Genomic DNA, 15,659 nt, shown 5'->3' on the forward strand with positions numbered 1-15,659 from the left:
GGTGACCACGTCGCTCTCCCCTCCGCACCGCCTCGTGACCGCACCGCCGCGGTCTCCCGCAGAAACTACAGCGACCGTCTCCGAGAGGTGCTTGACAGGTCGGCGACCGCCACCCACTATATCGATACACACAACGAGGTGGACACCGATGGAGGTGCCCCCCCGGTTCTCCCGACACGAGGACGACCGCGGCGCTGTCGCCGCACGGTCACACCCGACGACACCTGCGAGGAACCCGTGCTTCTCGACGACGAGCGACTGGCCCCCGACCCCACCCCGACCTCCACCGTCCCGCAGGTCCGCGCCGTGCTGGACGTCGACCTGCCCGGCGCGTCGATCTCCCGCCACCTCTACGGCCACTTCGCCGAGCACCTCGGGCGCTGCATCTACGGCGGGTTCTGGGTGGGCGAGGACTCCGACCTCCCGCACGAGGGGGGTCTGCGTCTGGACGTCGTCGAGGCGCTGCGGGCGCTGGACATCCCCAACCTCCGCTGGCCGGGCGGCTGCTTCGCGGACACCTACCACTGGCGCGACGGGATCGGTCCCCGCGAGGAACGTCCCGCGATGGTCAACTCGCACTGGGGCGACGTCGTGGAGGACAACTCCTTCGGGACCCACGAGTTCATGGCGCTGTGCGAACTCCTCGGGGCCGACCCCTACGTCTCGGCCAACGTCGGCAGCGGCACGGTCCGCGAGGCCGCCGAGTGGATCGAGTACCTGACCCGCGCCGACGACTCGCCCATGGCCCGGTTGCGCCGGGCCAACGGTCGGGACGCTCCCTGGTCGGTCCCGTTCTGGGGTCTGGGCAACGAACCCTGGGGTTGCGGCGGTGGGATGGGTTCCGGCGCCTACGCCGAACTCGCCCGCCAGTACGGGACCTACAGTCTCGACCACGGCGACAACCACCTGTACCGCATCGCCGCCGGTGCCGCCGACGCGGACTACCGCTGGACCGAGGTCCTCATGCAGAACCTCGGCCGCTACCTGGGCGACGGTGAGGTCAGCGGTCACGGCAAGAACACCTACCAGGCGATCTCCTTCCACCACTACACGATCGTCGGGCCGACCTGGGACGCGAAGGGTTCCGCGACGGAGTTCGACGACGCCGAGTACTACCGCACGATGGTGAAGGCCACCGAGATCGAGCGGATCATCGCCGGTCACGCGAACGTCATGGACGCCTACGACCCGGACAAGCGCGTCGGCCTCGTCCTCGACGAGTGGGGCACGTGGTTCGACGTCGAACCGGGGACGAACCCGGGGTTCCTGTTCCAGCAGAACACCCTGCGCGACGCCCTCGTCGCGAGCGTGCACTTCGACGCCTTCCACCGCCACGCCGACCGGCTGGTGATGGCCAACATCGCCCAGACGGTGAACGTCCTGCAGGCCATGCTGCTGACCGACGGGAACTCGCTCGTCCTGACCCCGAGCTACCACGTGTTCGCGATGAACAAGGGCCACCACGACGCGGCGTCCCTGCCGTTCACCGTCCGGGGGACCACCCCCACCGCGACCGTCGACGGGACGGAACTCCCGACCTTCTCGGCGTCCGCCAGCACCAAGGACGGCCAGGTCCTCGTCTCGCTCACCAACCTCGACGCCGAGCGCCCGCTGGACGTCGAGGTCGACGTCCGCGGCGGCGCGAACGGGACCCCGGTCGCCAGGGTCCTCACCGCGCCGGAGATCTCCGCGCACAACACGGCGGAGCAGACCCCGGTCCAGGTGCGCCCGCTGGAGGGCGTCACCCTGCGCGACGGCGTCCTGCGCGCCCAGCTGCCCCCGCACAGCTTCGCCACCGTCTCCTTCGCCACCCAGGCCTGAACACCACCGCACCGACGCACTCCCGTTCCACCGCAGCGGCACCCGTCACTGCGAGACCCGCACGACTCCCCGAAGGAGGGGACCTCCGTGAACACGCTGCCCCCGCTGTCCATGACCCGTCGCCGTGCCCTGGCGATGTCCGCCGTCCTCGGCGGTACCGCCCTCACCTCCGCGGCCTGCTCCTCGGGTTCCGGGGGGTCCAGCGACCCCAACACCTTCGACTTCTGGTCCTTCACCGGCATCGGCCAGAAGGACGACGTCGCGGCGTACAAGAAGCTCGCCCCCGACGTGACCGTCAAGCTCACCGAGGTCGGCAGCAGCGCCGAGACCGCCCAGGCCCTGACCACGGCCCTGGCCGGCGGCAAGGTCCCCGACCTCTGCCTCATCCAGGCCACCGAACTGCCGAAGTTCATCGAGAACGCGGGCAACTTCGTCGACCTCGGGACGCTCGGGGCCGACGACCTCGAGGGCGAGTACCTGGACTGGGTCATCTCCCAGGCCAAGGCGAAGGACGACGTCCTCATCGGGATCCCCACCGACGTGGGCGGCATGGGCGTCGCCTACCGCACGGACTTCTTCGCCGCGGCCGGCCTGCCCACCGACCGGGTCGAGGTCGGCAAGCTCTGGCCGACCTGGGAGGACTTCATCGCCACCGGTCAGAAGTACACCGCCGCCACCGGCAAGCCCTTCATGGACAACGCGAACACCTCGGTGTTCCTGCAGGCCGTCTCCCAGGGCGAGGAGCAGTACTACGACGCCTCCGGCAAGCCGGTCTTCGAGACCAACCCGCAGGTCAAGGACTCCTTCGACCTCGCCCTGTCCGCCATCGCCGCCAAGGTGACCGCCCGCCTGGGCACGTTCACCGACGGCTGGACGGCGGCCCTGGGCAAGGGGGACTTCGCCGCGATGGGCGCCCCGTCGTGGATGCTGGGCTCCATCCGCAGCGCCGCGCCGGACTCCAAGGGCAAGTGGGACGTCGCCACCATCCCCGGTGGCAGCGGGAACTGGGGCGGCAGCTACCTGGTCATCCCCGCCCGCGCGGCGAACCCGAAGGCGGCGTGGAAGTACATCTCCACGATGCAGGCCCCGGACCAGCAGCTGCAGCACTTCCTCACCAGCGGTTCGCTGCCGACGACACCGTCGAACTACGACAAGCCCGAGCTCACGACCTACACCGACCCGTTCTTCGGCAACGCCCCGACCGGGCAGATCTTCACCCAGTCCGTGCTCGGGCTGAAGGCGTTCAAGGTCGGTCCCAACACCGCTGAGATCGGTACCGCGTTCCTGGACGCCCTCACCGGCGTCGAGCAGGACGGGGCTCCGGCCGACGCGGCCTGGGACACCGCGATCAAGAACGCCAACACGGCGATCGGCGCCTGATGAGCGCCACCCTGACGCCGGGGCAGGTGGGGGCGACCGCCCCCACCACCTCGACCCGGCCCGTGGAGACCCGGTGGGAACGGATCGCGCCCTACGGCTACGTCGCGCCGTTCTACCTGCTGTTCGCCGTGTTCGGCCTCATGCCGCTGCTGTTCACGTTCTACGTCTCGCTCTTCGACTGGAACCCCATCGGGGCGCACACCTTCGTCGGGCTGGACAACTTCCGCCAGCTCGCCGGGGACCCGCGGTTCTGGAACGCCTTCCGCAACACGTTCAGCATCTGGCTGATGTCCACCGTGCCGCAGCTGCTCGTGGCGCTGATCCTGGCCCAGGTCCTCAACTCGGCCCGGCTGCGGTTCGCGAACCTCTTCCGCATGTCGATGCTGCTGCCCTACATCACCTCGGTGGCGGCGACGACGATCGTGTTCTCCCAGCTCTTCGACCGCGACTACGGCCTGCTGAACTGGTTCATCGGCCTGCTCGGCTTCGACCACGTCGACTTCATGTCGACCGCGCTGAGCAGCCACATCCTCATCTCGGTCATGGTCATCTGGCGCTGGTTCGGCTACAACACCCTGCTCTACCTGGCGTCCCTGCAGGCCGTTCCCCGCGACCTCTACGAAGCGGCGGCCGTGGACGGCGCCGGCCCGGTGAAGCAGTTCCGCCACATCACGCTGCCCGCGCTGCGACCCGTCATCGTCTTCACGGTCATCACCTCGACCATCGGTGGTCTGCAGGTCTTCACCGAGCCTCTCCTGCTGGGCGGCGGTCTGCTCACCTGCGGTTCCGCGCGCCAGTGCCAGACCCTCTCGCTGTTCCTCTTCGAGCAGGGGTTCGGGTCGTTCAAGTTCGGGTACGGCTCGGCGATCGGGGTGGCCCTGTTCATCATCATCGTCGTGGTCGCGATCATCAACTACCTGCTCTCCAGCCGCCTGGGGAACCGAGACGTGAAGGCCACCCGATGAGCCAGACGCTGACCCCGCGCAAACCCTCGTCGCGGGTCGCCCGCTCCCGTCAGGTCGGACGGGTCGGCTGGTCGACCTACCTCGTCCTCGCCCTCGCCACGCTGGCCTGCGTGTTCCCGATCTACTGGATGTTCGTGGTGTCCTCGGTCGGTTCGCAGGCCGCCTCGCAGATGCCGCCCCGGGTGATCCCCGGGGGCAACTTCCTCAACCTCCTGAAACTCGTCTTCGACACCATCCCGTTCCTGCGCTCCCTGCTGAACAGCTTCGTCGTGGCGGCGTGCATCGGGATCGGGCAGGCGTTCCTGTGCTCCCTGGCCGGGTTCGCCTTCGCGAAGATGACCTTCAAGGGGCGCGACGCCCTGTTCCTGCTGCTGGTGCTGACGATGACGGTCCCGGCCCAGCTCGGGGTGATCCCGCAGTACCTCATCATCTCCAAGCTCGGCTGGGTCGACACCCTGCAGGCCCTCATCGTCCCGGGCCTGGTCAGCGCCTTCGGCATCTTCTGGATGCGCCAGCACATCAGCGCGACGATCAACGACGAACTCCTGCAGGCCGCGCGGATGGACGGTTGCGGTTCCTGGCAGATCTTCACCCGCATCGCGTTCCCGGTGGTGCGCCCCGCGGCCGCCGTCCTGGGGCTGCTGGGGTTCGTGAACTCCTGGAACGACTTCCTCTGGCCGTTCATCGTGCTGAAGTCCCCCGAGCACTACACCGCCCAGATCGCGATCAAGGCGTTGCAGTCCAACATGTCCATCGACCTGGGACTGGCCATGGCCGGTTCCTTCCTCGTCACCGTCCCGCTCCTGGTGCTGTTCGCCTTCTTCGGCAAGCAGATGGTCTCCGGGATCATGGACGGCGCCTTCAAGGGCTAGGAGAACACCGTGAGCACCACCCCCCTCGACGACCGGCAGGTCCAGCAGTTCCTGGACACGGGCTACGTCGTCCTGGAGAACTGCTTCGACGCCGCGAGCGCGGCCCCGATCGTCGACCGGGCCTGGGACCGGCTCGGCGTCGACCGCGACGACCCCGCCACGTGGGACCGCCCCCGGGTGCACCTGCCCTCGCTCGAGCACGTCGACGCGGCCGAGTTCGCCCCGACGGCGTTCGCGGCCGCGTGTCAGCTCCTCGGGGGCGAGGACCGCGTCCGGACCCCGTGGCACTGGTCGGACGGGATCATCGCCAACCTCGGCGTCGGGGCGGACCGGCCCTTCGACCCGCCCTCGGCCGAGGTCGGCGGCTGGCACAAGGACGGTGACTTCTTCCGGCACTTCCTGGACTCCCCGGAACAGGGGCTGCTCACGATCGTGCTGTGGACCGACGTCCACTCCCGCGGAGGTGGCACGTTCGTGGCCACGGACTCGGTGGGGGTAGTGGCGCGGTTCCTGGCCGAGCACCCCGAGGGCGTCCTGCCGGAGGAGTTGCAGCAGACCCCGCTGATCCGCGAGTGCCGGGAGTTCGTCGAGCTCACGGGCCGGCTCGGGGACGTGGTCCTCATGCACCCGTTCCTGCTGCACGCGACGTCGCAGAACGTCCTGCGGGCGCAACGGCTCATCACCAACCCGCCGCTGAGCCTGCGCGAACCGATGGACCTGGACCGCGACGACCCCTCGACGTCGTCCCCGGTGGAGCAGGCCGTGCTGCGCGGGCTGGGGGTCGACCGCTACGCGTTCACGCCGACGCGCCCCCGCGAGGCCGTGGTGCCCGGCCGACGGGGTTGACGCACCGGACTCCCGTCGCCGGGTGACAGGATGGACGGGTGACCTCCGAACCCCTGGCCGCGCCCCTCACCGACGCGGAGCGGGAGTTCGCCCGCGGCTGGAAGCTCGTCGCCACCGACCTCGACGGCACGGTCATCCCGCGCGACCGGCCCGTCAGCGCCCGCACCCTGGCCGCCTTCGCCGCCTGCGAGCGCGCCGGCATCCCCGTCGTGCCGGTGACGGGCCGCCCGCCGCGCTGGGTCACGCCGCTGGCGGCGGAGGCGGGGCTGCGCGGCCAGGTCGTCTGCGCCAACGGTGCGATCGTCTTCGACCTCGACTCCGAGGAGTTCGTGCGTCAGCACCCGATCCCGGTCGACGTCGTCCGTGAGGTCGCGGCCCGGTTGCGTCCGGCGCTGCCGGGGATCGGGTTCGCCCTGGAGTCCATCGAGGGGTTCCGCCGCGAGGACGCCTACACGACCCGCTTCGACAGCGGTCTCGAGGAGCGCGTCGCCCCGTTCGGGGAACTGCTGCGCGACGCCCCGCCGATCGTCAAGATCCTGGCCAAGTGCCCGGGGACGCTCAGCGACGAGATGGTCGCGATCGCCTCCCGGGAACTGGGCGACCTGGTGAACGTCACGCACTCCAACGCGGCCGACTCCCTCATCGAGATCATGGCCGCCGGGGTCAGCAAGGCCTCGACGCTGGCCGAGGTCGCGGCCGACCGCGGGATCACCGCCGAGGGGGTCGTCGCGTTCGGGGACATGCCCAACGACCTGGAGATGCTGCGCTGGGCCGGCCGTTCCTACGCGATGGCCGACGGGCACCCCGAGGCGCTGGACGCGGCGGACGCCGTCGCCCCGGCGTGCGGGGACGACGGCGTCGCCCAGGTCCTGGAGCGCCTGCTCAGCTCGCGCGAGCGCTGATCCCGCCGACACCGCGGACCACGACGGGAACCCCGTCGACGGTGTCGGGCAGGTCCGGGTGGTCGGTCTCGTCGACCACGTTGACCTTGACGGCCCAGTCGCCGCCGGCGCGGGTCAGGCCGATGCCGTTGACCCGTGGGTCACCGGCGACGAGGCTCCTGACCTGCGCCTTGGCCGCACGGGCCACGTTCGCGTCCGGGGAAGTGGACTGGCTCACACCACCAGTGTCGCACCGAGCGCGTTCAGCACAAGGCCGATCGGGTTGCAGAACGTGAGCCCGGCGCCGTTGTCCCCGCCACGCTCGCTGCCCGCGAAGAGCAGCCCGACGGCCTCGCGGGTGTCCGGCCGGTAGACCAGCGACCCGGAGTCACCCCCCGCCGAGAACGCCCCGCTCGCCCCGGTGACCTCGATCTGGCCGTCGAAGCTGACGACGCCGACGGGGTACTGGACCGCCACGTCGTCGAGTTCGATGGCGCTGATCCGGCCCTTCGTCCACCCCGTCGTGCGGCCCACCTTCTCGACGTCGACCTCGTCGTCGGGGTCGGCCCAGCCGGTGAGGCGACCCACGGGGTAGGTGAGGTCGACGCCCGAGGCGTCGGTCACGTCCTCGAGCAGGGCGATCGCGGCGTCGACGGTGTTCCCGCCGCCCGCGTCGAGGTGCACCGCGCGAGCGAGGCGCGCGACCCGGTCACCGGCCTTCCCGCCGTCGAACGGGCCGGGCTGCAGGACCGGGTCCTCGAGGGCGGCCTGGTCGGAGTTCGCGAGGACGTGGTTGTTGGACAGGACGTACAACCCGTCCGAACCCTCGATGGTCACGAACCCGCCGAGGGTTCCCGCCGTGACGTCCCGCTGTGCGATCGACAGCCCCGGGTGCAGCGGGCGCACCTTGCGCTGCAACGCCTCCGGCGCCCACGTACCGGGTTCCGTCGGGGCGGTGAGGGCCTGCACGAGGCCGATCTCGCGGATGTCGAGCTCGGCCTGCGCCGCACTCGTGGTGAGCTCCCGCGCGCTGCCGGCCAGGGCCTCCCCGCGGCTGCCGGAGTAGCGGACGGCGAGCCCGTAGCGCGGTCCGTCGGCCCCCCGGCCGAGGACGCTGATCCCGACGCTGGCCACGCCCTGGGGCTGGGCGACCGCAGCCGACCGGATCGACCCGGCGAGCAGCTGGGCCTTGAGTTCACGAGCGTTGTCGATGTGCACGAGACGTCCCCCTGTTGTCGGTACCTGATCACCCGGCGAACCGGGACGAGCACACCGTGCCACCGGCCTCCGACACAACCCCCTCACCCGTGATCTTGCGGGGACTCCCCGCAAGATCACGGATCAGCGGAGGCCGGCGAGGGTTTCGGCCTTGGCGACGGCCCGCTCCACCGACGCGATCGACGCCGGGTCGAACGTCTCCGCGACCCGCACCATCGCGGCCGCCTCGGCGACCTGCGCGCACGCGGTCGCGGTCCGGGTGACGGAACGGTGGACCTCCCCGGCCGCCCCGCCGGGGACGAGCAGCTGCGAGCTGGGGGAGTCGAGCTGCGCCTGCAGGCACCGGGCCCGCGCGGCCCGGGCCACGAGGTCCACCCGGGGGAGGAACTGCTCCAGCGCGTCCCGGGCGGGACCGGGCGGGGTGCCGTCGACGACCTGCTCGACCCGTCGCACCGCCCGCTCCACCCCGTGGTGGGCGCGCTGCCAGACGCCGTCCCCCAGGGGGTCCGGCGTCCGGCGCCAGAACGCGAGCTTCAGAGGTACTGCCCCGTCCCGGGCGGCTGGATGCGGGGCATGCCGTCGCCGCGCGGGGGGCCGGCGGGGTGCGGGGCCCCAGCCGGCAACGCCCGCCGCATCTCCTGCAGCTGCGCCTGCGCGGCCATCTGCTGGGCGACGAGCGCGGTCTGGATGCCGTGGAAGAGACCCTCCAGCCACCCGACGAGCTGGGCCTGGGCGATGCGCAGCTCGCTCTCCGAGGGCGTCTCACCCTCCGCGAACGGCAACGCGATCCGGCGCAGCTCCTCGACGAGCTCCGGGGCGAGACCGTCCTCGAGCTCATTGATGGAGCGCTCGTGGATCTGGGCCAGGCGGCTGCGGCCGGCCTCGTCCAGCGGCGCCGAACGCACCTCCTCCAGGAGCTGCTTGATCATGCTGCCGATGCGCATGACCTTCGCCGGCTGGGACACCATGTCGGCCGGTCCGGGCTCGCCGTCCTCGAGCGGTTCGGCGATGCCCATGCCCTGCGGGGTCACCACCACGACGCGCGGTTCGGGGCCGTCGGTGGTCTCACGGGGGGCGTCGGGCGGGGTCGGGTCGCCCGGGAAGGAGGTGGAGTCGGTCGAACCGGGGAATCCGGAGGTGGAGTCGGACATGACCCCATCCTGCCCTCAGCCCCGGCGGTGCACCTCTCGCGGGAGGCTGCGGGCCGCGCTCAGCACCGTCAGCGCCACGACCGCCCCGGCCACGACGTAGGACGTGCGCAACGAGGCGTCACCGGCGTAGACCACGACGAGCGCCGCGGCGCAGGCCGCCGGGACGACCAGCGACAGGGCCACCAGCCGGCCGCGCCGACGGTGGTCGCGGCTCGGCAGCACCTGCACCAGGCAGAGCACGATCGAGCCGACCAGCGCCGAGGCGAGCACGTCGCTGACCCGGTGCCAGCCGTCGGCGATGACGAAGGCCCCCATCGCGCCCGCGGCCGCCGCCCCCACCACCGCGACGGGCAACCGCAGCCAGCGCGGCGCCGCCACCAGCAGCCCCAGCGCCAGCCCGAGCACCGCCGACGTGTGACCGCTGGGCAGGCTGTTCGAGGACGCCGCGTAGCTCTCCGCGAGGTGCGGACGTTCCAGCAGCACGAGCTTCAGCAGCTCGGTCAGCCCCAACGTCCCCGCCGCGACGACCAGGCCCTGCACGGCGCGCCCGGGACGTCCCCGGACCAGGGCCAGGACACCGATGGCGACGAACCCGAACACCAGGTGCTGCGGCTGCAGACGTTCCGCGAGGTGGAACGCCCGGCCGAGCCAGCCGGCCGCGTCGCCCCGGGTCGCGAGGGCGTCGGTGTGCAGGTGGTTCTCGTGCAGCTGACCCGTCGCCGTCCGCACGCAGACGTAGTAGAGGACTCCGAGGGCCACGACCTGGCCCCACGCCCCGGCGAGCGCGACGAACGACCACGTCCGTCGCGCCCCGGGCGTGCGGGACGGGCTGTGCTGCTGCGAAGGCGCGGAGGTGACCACCCCTCCACTGTGCGGCACCAGGCACGGCGCTGCGCACCCGTGACGTGCAGGGAAGGTGAGCTTCCTGTGTCCTGCCGGGTCAGCGGGACGCGCGGTCCAGCGCCGAGAGTTCCTCGGCGTCCAGGACGAGGTCGAGGGCGGCCAGCAACGCCGGCAGCTGCTCGAGCGTGCGGGCGCTCGCGATCGGTGCGAGCACCGTCGGCTGCTGACGCAACCAGGCCAGCGCGACGCTCGCGACCTCGACACCGTGGGCGGCGGCCGCCGCGTCCAGCGCCGCGAGGACCTTCTCGCCCCTGGGTTCGTCGAGGTACTTCGCCGCCCCCGCCTGGCGCTGGGACTCGGCCAGCCGGCCGGGGCGGTACTTGCCGGTGAGGAAGCCGGAGGCCAGCGCGTAGTAGGGGATGGCGGCGAGACCGTTGTCCGCCACGACCTTCGCCGCGTCGCCCTCGTACTCCGCGCGCTCCACGAGGGAGTAGTTGTTCTGCAGCGCGACGTAGCTCGCGAAACCCTCCCGGCGCGAGGTCTCCAGCGCCTGCTCCAGGCGCGGGCCGGTGTAGTTCGAGGCCCCGATCGCGCGGACCTTGCCCGCCCGGACGAGTTCGTCGAACGCGCCGAGGGTCTCCTCGAGCGCGGTGTCCGGGTCGTCGGCGTGCGCCCAGTACAGGTCGATCCGGTCGGTCTGCAGCCGCTGCAGCGACTCGTCGACGGCCGCCCGGATCGTGTCCGCGGCGAGGCCCTCGCGGTCGGGCTTCTTGCCGACCTTGGTGGCCAGCACGACCTGGTCGCGCTTGCCGGACTTCGCGAACCAGCTGCCGATGATCGTCTCGGAGATCCCGGCCCCGCCCGCCGACCAGGCCGAGTAGACGTCGGCGGTGTCGACGAAGTCGCCGCCTCCCTCGACGAAGGCGTCGAGCACCCGGTGCGACTCCGCCTCGTCGGCGGTCCAGCCGAAGACGTTCCCGCCGAGGCTGAGCGGTCTCACGTCGAGTTCAGAGGTTCCGATGCGCGTCATGGTGCCCAGGCAACCACCCCGGGGGTGCCGACGCGCGTCGGCACCCCCGGACCTCAGAAGTCGGTGCTGGTGCTGAGGTCGCGCCAGACGTCCACCTCGGCCGCCCGCGCCTTGAGCACGCCGTCGATCGCGGTGACGGCGTCGGTGCCCAGGAAGATCGAGGCCGGGGCGTTCTCCGCCTCGGCGATCGCGATCATCGCCGCCGCCGCCTTCGCCGGGTCGCCCGGCTGCGTCCCGTGCGCGGTGTCGTTCTCCTTGCGGCGCTTGCCGGCCGTCTCCGCGTAGTCGCCGATCGCCTCGGCGGACTGCGTCAGCGAACGCCCCGCGAAGTCGGTGCGGAACCCGCCCGGCGCGACGATCGTCACCGAGATCCCCAGCGGGGCGAGCTCCTGGCGCAACGACCGCGACAACGCCTCCAGCGCCGCCTTCGCCGCCGCGTAGTACCCCGAGCCGGGCGGCGCGACGTGCGCACCGATCGAGGAGATGTTCAGCACCGTCCCGCTGCGGCGGGCCCGCATGCCCGGCAGGACGGCCTTCAGCATCGACGCGGCCCCGAAGACGTGCGTCGCGAAGAGGCGCTGCACGTCGTCGTCGTCACCCTCCTCGACGGCCGCGCGGTAGCCGTAGCCCGCGTTGTTGACGAGGACGTCGATCGCGCCGAACCGCTCCTCGGCCGCGCGAACGGCCGCGGCGACCTGGTCGGGGGAGGTGACGTCGAGCGCCAGGGCGAGGGCGTTGTCGGGTCTCGCGTCGGCGATGTCGGCGACCCGCGACGCGTCGCGGGCCGTGACGACGACGTTGTCGCCGCGTTCGAGGACGGCCTGGGCGAGCGAACGCCCCAGGCCGGTGGAGCAACCGGTGATGAACCACGTGGACATGCCCCGACCTTCCCAGGGGTTCGCTCCTCCTGCCAGACCGCGGCAGGGCCCCCCTCCCGTGCGGTAGGAAGAGGAGGTGCCCACGCTCACCGAAGGCGGCAACGCTCCGCTGACCGCGACCTCCGTCCGCGCGCACGTCACCGGCCCGGTCGACGTCACCGCCCTCGTCGTCAGCGCCGACGGCAAGGTCGCCGGCGACGCCGACATGGTCTTCTTCAACCAGCCCACCGCCCCCGGCGTCCGCCTCGACGGGACGGCGCTCGCGCTCGACCTCACCGCGCTGCGCCCCGGGGCGGACAAGGTCGTCGTGGTCGCCAGCCCCGCCACCGAGGGCGCCACCTTCGCCGGGACGAGCGTGAGCCTGCGGATCGAGGGGGCCGGGGAGGCAGTGGAGTTCACGCCCGCGCGGCTGGGGTCGGAGACCGTCGTCGTCCTCGCGGAGTTCTACCAGCGCGGCGGTGCCTGGAAGGTCCGCGCGGTGGGCCAGGGCTACGACAACGGCCTCGCCGGGTTGGCGGGCGACTTCGGGGTGGACGTCGACGACCCCGGGACACCCGCGCCGGAACCGGTGGTCCCGAAGGTCTCCTTCACCAAGGGCGAGGACCAGCTCCCGGTCGAGATGCGCAAGAACCTCAACCTGCGCAAGGAGAAGGTCGCCCTCGTCCTGACCAAGCACCGGATGACGGGGTTGCGGTGCCGGGTGATCGTCGTGCTCGACGTCTCCGGCAGCACGAGTTCGCTGTACCGCAAGGGCGTGTTCTCGCGGGCGGTCGAACGGGTCGCCCCCGTCGCGGCGCAGGTCGACGACGGCGCCGAGATGCAGGCCTGGGCGATGGGGGGCCGGGCGAAGCAGCTCGAGGACATCACCATCGCGACCCTGCCGCAGTGGATCGAGCGGTACACCGGCAAGCGCTACACCGAGGCCGAGGGCTGGAACAACGAGAAGGCCGCGATCGAGGACGTCGCCCGCTACGTCGCGAAGAACCGCCTCGACATCCCGACTCTCGTCCTGTTCTTCCACGACGGGGGCGTGACCGACAACCGCGGCACCGAGAAGGCGATCCGCGCCGTCGACCGCGAACCCGTCTTCTGGCAGTTCATCGGCATCGGACGCAGCGACTACGGGATCCTCGAGAAGCTGGACACCCTCGAGGGCCGGGCGCACGACAACACGGGGTTCTTCGCCCTCGACGACCTCGACGCCGTCGACGACGCGGAACTCTACGACCGGATCCTGCAGGAGTTCCCGGCCTGGATGCGGGCCTACTACCCCGCGGGAGCGCCTGCGCTGCAGGGACTCAGCTGAGCGCCGCACGGTCGAGGTGGTCGAGGACCTCGGCCCACGCACCGCTCGGCAGGTCGTCGCGGTCGAGGCCGGCACGCACGAGTCCCGCGAGTTCGGCGGCGGTCGGGGCGCTGGTCGCCCCGCCGAGCCGCTGCACCGAGACCGACCCGGCGAGGACGGCGAAGGCGACGGCGGTGCGCAGGTCCCAGCCCGCCGTGCGTGCTCCGCAGAAGGCGGCGACGAAGCAGTCGCCGGCGCCGGTGGGGTCGATCGCGGCGACGGGTGGGGCGAGGACCTCGCACCGTTCCCCGGTGCCCGCGTCGAGCGCGACGGCCCCGCGGGCCCCGCGGGTCACCACGACGACCCCGGTCCTGGCCGCCAGGGCCTCCAGGGCGTCGTCGGCGTTCCCCGTGCGGGTGTAGAGCCTCGCCTCGTCCTCGTTGGGGACGAACGCGTCGACCTCGGCGAGGCGGTCGAGGGTCGCGGGGTCCCACCGGCCCGTGTCGTCCCAGCCCACGCCACCGACGACGAACGTGCCCTGTGAGCGCAGGTCGCGGACCCACGCCGGGATGCCCTCGGCGATCCCGACGTGGCAGGCCGCCACCCGCGGCAACGCCCGGGGCAGCGACTCCGGCAGCCAGGTGGCGCGTTCCTCGTAGGTGATGAAACTGCGTTCCGCCGCGTTCGTCAGCGCGACCGTGACGGCGGTGTGGGCGTCGGGGAGTTCCGCGAGCCAGTCGAGGCGGAGCCCGGGTTCGGCGCCGAGCTGGGCCCGCACCGCGCCGCCGAAGACGTCCGGCCCGACGGCCCCCACGAGGGCGGTCCCGAACCCGAGGCGGGCGCCGGCGACGGCGCGGGTGGCCGTCCCGCCGGCGGTCACGGTGAAACCGTCGGCGAACACCTCCGCGCCGGGCAGGGGCGCCTCCACCCCGGACATCACGAGGTCGCAGAACACCCGGCCACCGAAGACGAGGTCGAGCTCGGTCACGGGACACCCCTCGATTCACTGATCGTTCGTGCAGGTCGGTTCGCCAGAGACTAGTCAAGGATGCGCGTTCGGTCATATCCTCCCTGCGTGAACGAGCAACGAGGGGCTGTCGAGTGAAGCTGGCGATCCTGGGCGGGGGCGGCTTCCGGACCCCGTTCGTCTGGCAGGCGCTGCTGCGCGACCGGGGGTTCCCGCGCATCACGACCGTGACGCTGCAGGACACCAGCGAGGCGCGCCTCGCGGGCATGCGCGCCGTGCTGGAGCAGCTGTCCGAGGGCTTCCCCGATCCGCCGCGTCTGCAGACCACGACCGACCTCGACCGTGCCGTCGAGGGCAGCGACTTCGTCTTCGCGGCCGTCCGCGTCGGGGGGCTCGAAGGGCGCTGCGCCGACGAACGGGTCGCCCTCGACCTCGGGGTGCTCGGCCAGGAGACGACGGGTCCGGGCGGGCTCGCCTACGCGCTGCGCACCGTCCCGTTCATGCTCGACGTCGCGGAGCGGGTGAAGCGCCTCGCCCCGGACGCCTACTTCCTGAACTTCACCAACCCCGCCGGCATCATCACCGAGGCCCTCCAGGGCGTCCTCGGGGACAAGGCGCTCGGCATCTGCGACACCCCGTCCGGCCTCGGCCGCCGGGTCGCCCTGCTCCTCGGCCACGACCCCGACCACGCCCGCCTCGACTACGTCGGCCTGAACCACCTCGGCTGGCTGCGACGGGTCGAGGTCGGCGGCCGGGACGTGCTCCCGGACCTGCTCGGCGACGACGGACTGCTGGCCCAGCTCGAGGAGCAGCACGTCTTCGGCGCCCCGTGGCTCAAGGCCTTCGGCGCCGTCCCCAACGAGTACCTCTACTACTGGTACCGCAACGCCGAAGCCGTCGCGCGCATCCGGGAGTCCGCCATGACCCGGGGGGAGTTCCTGCTCAAGACCCAGGGCGAGTTCTTCGACGCCCTGCCGCACGCGGGTTCCGGCGCCGCGAAGTTGTGGCGCGACACCGTCCTCGACCGCAGCGCGAGCTACATGGCCGAGGCCAAGGGCGGTGAGCAGGGCGCTCCCGAGAACCCCGAGCCGCCGGAGACCGATCCGTCCCAGCAGGGCTACGCCGGGGTGGCGCTGGCCGTCATGGCCGCCATCAGCCGCGACGAACCCTCGACCGCGATCCTCAACGTGCGCAACGGCTCGACCATCGCCGGACTGCCGGCCGACGCGGTCGTCGAGGTCCCCGTGGCCGTCGACGGCAGCGGGGTCCGCCCGTTCGCGACGCCGGCCCCGGACCTGCACCAGCTCGGGTTGATGCAGCAGGTGAAGGCCGTCGAACGCCACGTCATCGCGGCCGCCGTCCACGGTGACCGCTCCGAGGCATTGCTGGCCTTCGCGACCCACCCGCTGGTCCGTTCCACCGACGTCGCCGAGAAGCTGCTCGCCGGCTACGTCGAGCGGATCCCCGAGGTCGCGGCCGTGTTCGACCGTCCCTGAGTCGGTCTGAACCGGCCCTGATCCGG

General features: G+C 71.9%; 16 protein-coding genes. 8 read left to right on the plus strand and 8 right to left on the minus strand.

Features of this window, described 5'->3' with window-relative positions; all coding sequences use genetic code 11:
* Window positions 1-237 precede the first annotated feature (237 nt).
* The 6 genes from ACFQ46_RS04425 to ACFQ46_RS04450 all read left to right on the plus strand — a co-directional run bounded on the left by ACFQ46_RS04425 (window position 238) and on the right by ACFQ46_RS04450 (window position 6,786).
* Window positions 238-1,821 (plus strand): alpha-N-arabinofuranosidase, encoded by a 1,584-nt coding sequence (locus ACFQ46_RS04425; protein WP_380257578.1) that lies wholly within the window; start codon window positions 238-240, stop codon window positions 1,819-1,821.
* 87 nt (window positions 1,822-1,908) lie between these two features.
* The gene (locus ACFQ46_RS04430) at window positions 1,909-3,201 is read left to right on the plus strand and encodes an ABC transporter substrate-binding protein (protein WP_380257580.1); all 1,293 of its coding nucleotides are present in this window, start codon (window positions 1,909-1,911) and stop codon (window positions 3,199-3,201) included.
* The gene (locus ACFQ46_RS04435) at window positions 3,201-4,166 is read left to right on the plus strand and encodes a sugar ABC transporter permease (RefSeq protein WP_328294184.1); all 966 of its coding nucleotides are present in this window, start codon (window positions 3,201-3,203) and stop codon (window positions 4,164-4,166) included. Before ACFQ46_RS04430 ends, ACFQ46_RS04435 begins: the two co-directional genes overlap by 1 nt.
* Window positions 4,163-5,038, plus strand: a complete 876-nt coding sequence (locus ACFQ46_RS04440; RefSeq protein WP_380257582.1) for a carbohydrate ABC transporter permease — start codon at window positions 4,163-4,165, stop codon at window positions 5,036-5,038. Before ACFQ46_RS04435 ends, ACFQ46_RS04440 begins: the two co-directional genes overlap by 4 nt.
* A gap of 9 nt (window positions 5,039-5,047) precedes the next feature.
* Window positions 5,048-5,884, plus strand: coding sequence for a hypothetical protein (locus tag ACFQ46_RS04445; RefSeq protein WP_380257584.1), 837 nt, complete (start codon window positions 5,048-5,050; stop codon window positions 5,882-5,884).
* A gap of 38 nt (window positions 5,885-5,922) precedes the next feature.
* Window positions 5,923-6,786 (plus strand): HAD family hydrolase, encoded by an 864-nt coding sequence (locus tag ACFQ46_RS04450; protein WP_380257586.1) that lies wholly within the window; start codon window positions 5,923-5,925, stop codon window positions 6,784-6,786.
* On the opposite strand, the gene ACFQ46_RS04455 is transcribed toward ACFQ46_RS04450, so the two are convergent.
* The 7 genes from ACFQ46_RS04455 to ACFQ46_RS04485 all read right to left on the minus strand — a co-directional run bounded on the left by ACFQ46_RS04455 (window position 6,767) and on the right by ACFQ46_RS04485 (window position 11,885).
* On the minus strand, window positions 6,767-7,003 hold the full coding sequence (locus ACFQ46_RS04455) for a hypothetical protein (RefSeq protein WP_380257588.1): 237 nt from the start codon (window positions 7,001-7,003) through the stop codon (window positions 6,767-6,769). The two genes, ACFQ46_RS04450 and ACFQ46_RS04455, sit on opposite strands and share 20 nt — an antisense overlap.
* Entirely contained in the window at window positions 7,000-7,983 is a 984-nt protein-coding gene (locus tag ACFQ46_RS04460) for a hypothetical protein (protein ID WP_380257590.1), read from the minus strand. Before ACFQ46_RS04460 ends, ACFQ46_RS04455 begins: the two co-directional genes overlap by 4 nt.
* Window positions 7,984-8,106: 123 nt before the next feature.
* A complete protein-coding gene (locus ACFQ46_RS04465) occupies window positions 8,107-8,436 on the minus strand; it encodes a hypothetical protein (protein WP_380257592.1) in 330 nt (109 codons plus the stop codon).
* Between the two features lie 80 nt (window positions 8,437-8,516).
* On the minus strand, window positions 8,517-9,134 hold the full coding sequence (locus ACFQ46_RS04470; protein ID WP_328294191.1) for a bacterial proteasome activator family protein: 618 nt from the start codon (window positions 9,132-9,134) through the stop codon (window positions 8,517-8,519).
* Window positions 9,135-9,149: 15 nt separating this feature from the next.
* Window positions 9,150-9,995: a phosphatase PAP2 family protein gene (locus tag ACFQ46_RS04475; protein ID WP_380257594.1), complete on the minus strand. Its 846-nt coding sequence runs from the start codon at window positions 9,993-9,995 to the stop codon at window positions 9,150-9,152.
* 79 nt (window positions 9,996-10,074) lie between these two features.
* Window positions 10,075-11,007, minus strand: coding sequence for an aldo/keto reductase (locus ACFQ46_RS04480; protein ID WP_380257596.1), 933 nt, complete (start codon window positions 11,005-11,007; stop codon window positions 10,075-10,077).
* Between the two features lie 53 nt (window positions 11,008-11,060).
* Window positions 11,061-11,885 (minus strand): oxidoreductase, encoded by an 825-nt coding sequence (locus ACFQ46_RS04485; protein WP_380257598.1) that lies wholly within the window; start codon window positions 11,883-11,885, stop codon window positions 11,061-11,063.
* A 76-nt stretch (window positions 11,886-11,961) separates the two neighbouring features.
* Between ACFQ46_RS04485 and ACFQ46_RS04490 the strand changes: the two genes are divergently transcribed.
* On the plus strand, window positions 11,962-13,191 hold the full coding sequence (locus ACFQ46_RS04490; RefSeq protein WP_380257600.1) for a VWA domain-containing protein: 1,230 nt from the start codon (window positions 11,962-11,964) through the stop codon (window positions 13,189-13,191).
* Here ACFQ46_RS04490 and ACFQ46_RS04495 read toward each other — a convergent pair.
* Window positions 13,184-14,158: a carbohydrate kinase family protein gene (locus ACFQ46_RS04495; protein ID WP_380257603.1), complete on the minus strand. Its 975-nt coding sequence runs from the start codon at window positions 14,156-14,158 to the stop codon at window positions 13,184-13,186. The two genes, ACFQ46_RS04490 and ACFQ46_RS04495, sit on opposite strands and share 8 nt — an antisense overlap.
* Before the next feature lie 113 nt (window positions 14,159-14,271).
* On the opposite strand from ACFQ46_RS04495, the gene ACFQ46_RS04500 reads away from it, so the two are divergent.
* A complete protein-coding gene (locus tag ACFQ46_RS04500) occupies window positions 14,272-15,633 on the plus strand; it encodes a 6-phospho-beta-glucosidase (RefSeq protein ID WP_380257605.1) in 1,362 nt (453 codons plus the stop codon).
* The last annotated feature ends 26 nt before the right edge of the window (window positions 15,634-15,659 follow it).

The organism is Kineococcus sp. GCM10028916 (assembly GCF_042674865.1).
In the GTDB taxonomy this organism is placed as follows: Bacteria; Actinomycetota; Actinomycetes; order Actinomycetales; family Kineococcaceae; genus Kineococcus.

Bases quoted from the DNA above. Each gene is read 5' to 3' on its own strand.
- ACFQ46_RS04470 (WP_328294191.1), bottom strand. From the start codon at position 9,134: ATGTCCGACTCCACCTCCGGATTCCCCGGTTCGACCGACTCCACCTCC.
- ACFQ46_RS04480 (WP_380257596.1), bottom strand. From the start codon at position 11,007: ATGACGCGCATCGGAACCTCTGAACTCGACGTGAGACCGCTCAGCCTC.
- ACFQ46_RS04435 (WP_328294184.1), top strand. From the start codon at position 3,201: ATGAGCGCCACCCTGACGCCGGGGCAGGTGGGGGCGACCGCCCCCACC.
- ACFQ46_RS04485 (WP_380257598.1), bottom strand. From the start codon at position 11,885: ATGTCCACGTGGTTCATCACCGGTTGCTCCACCGGCCTGGGGCGTTCG.
- ACFQ46_RS04440 (WP_380257582.1), top strand. From the start codon at position 4,163: ATGAGCCAGACGCTGACCCCGCGCAAACCCTCGTCGCGGGTCGCCCGC.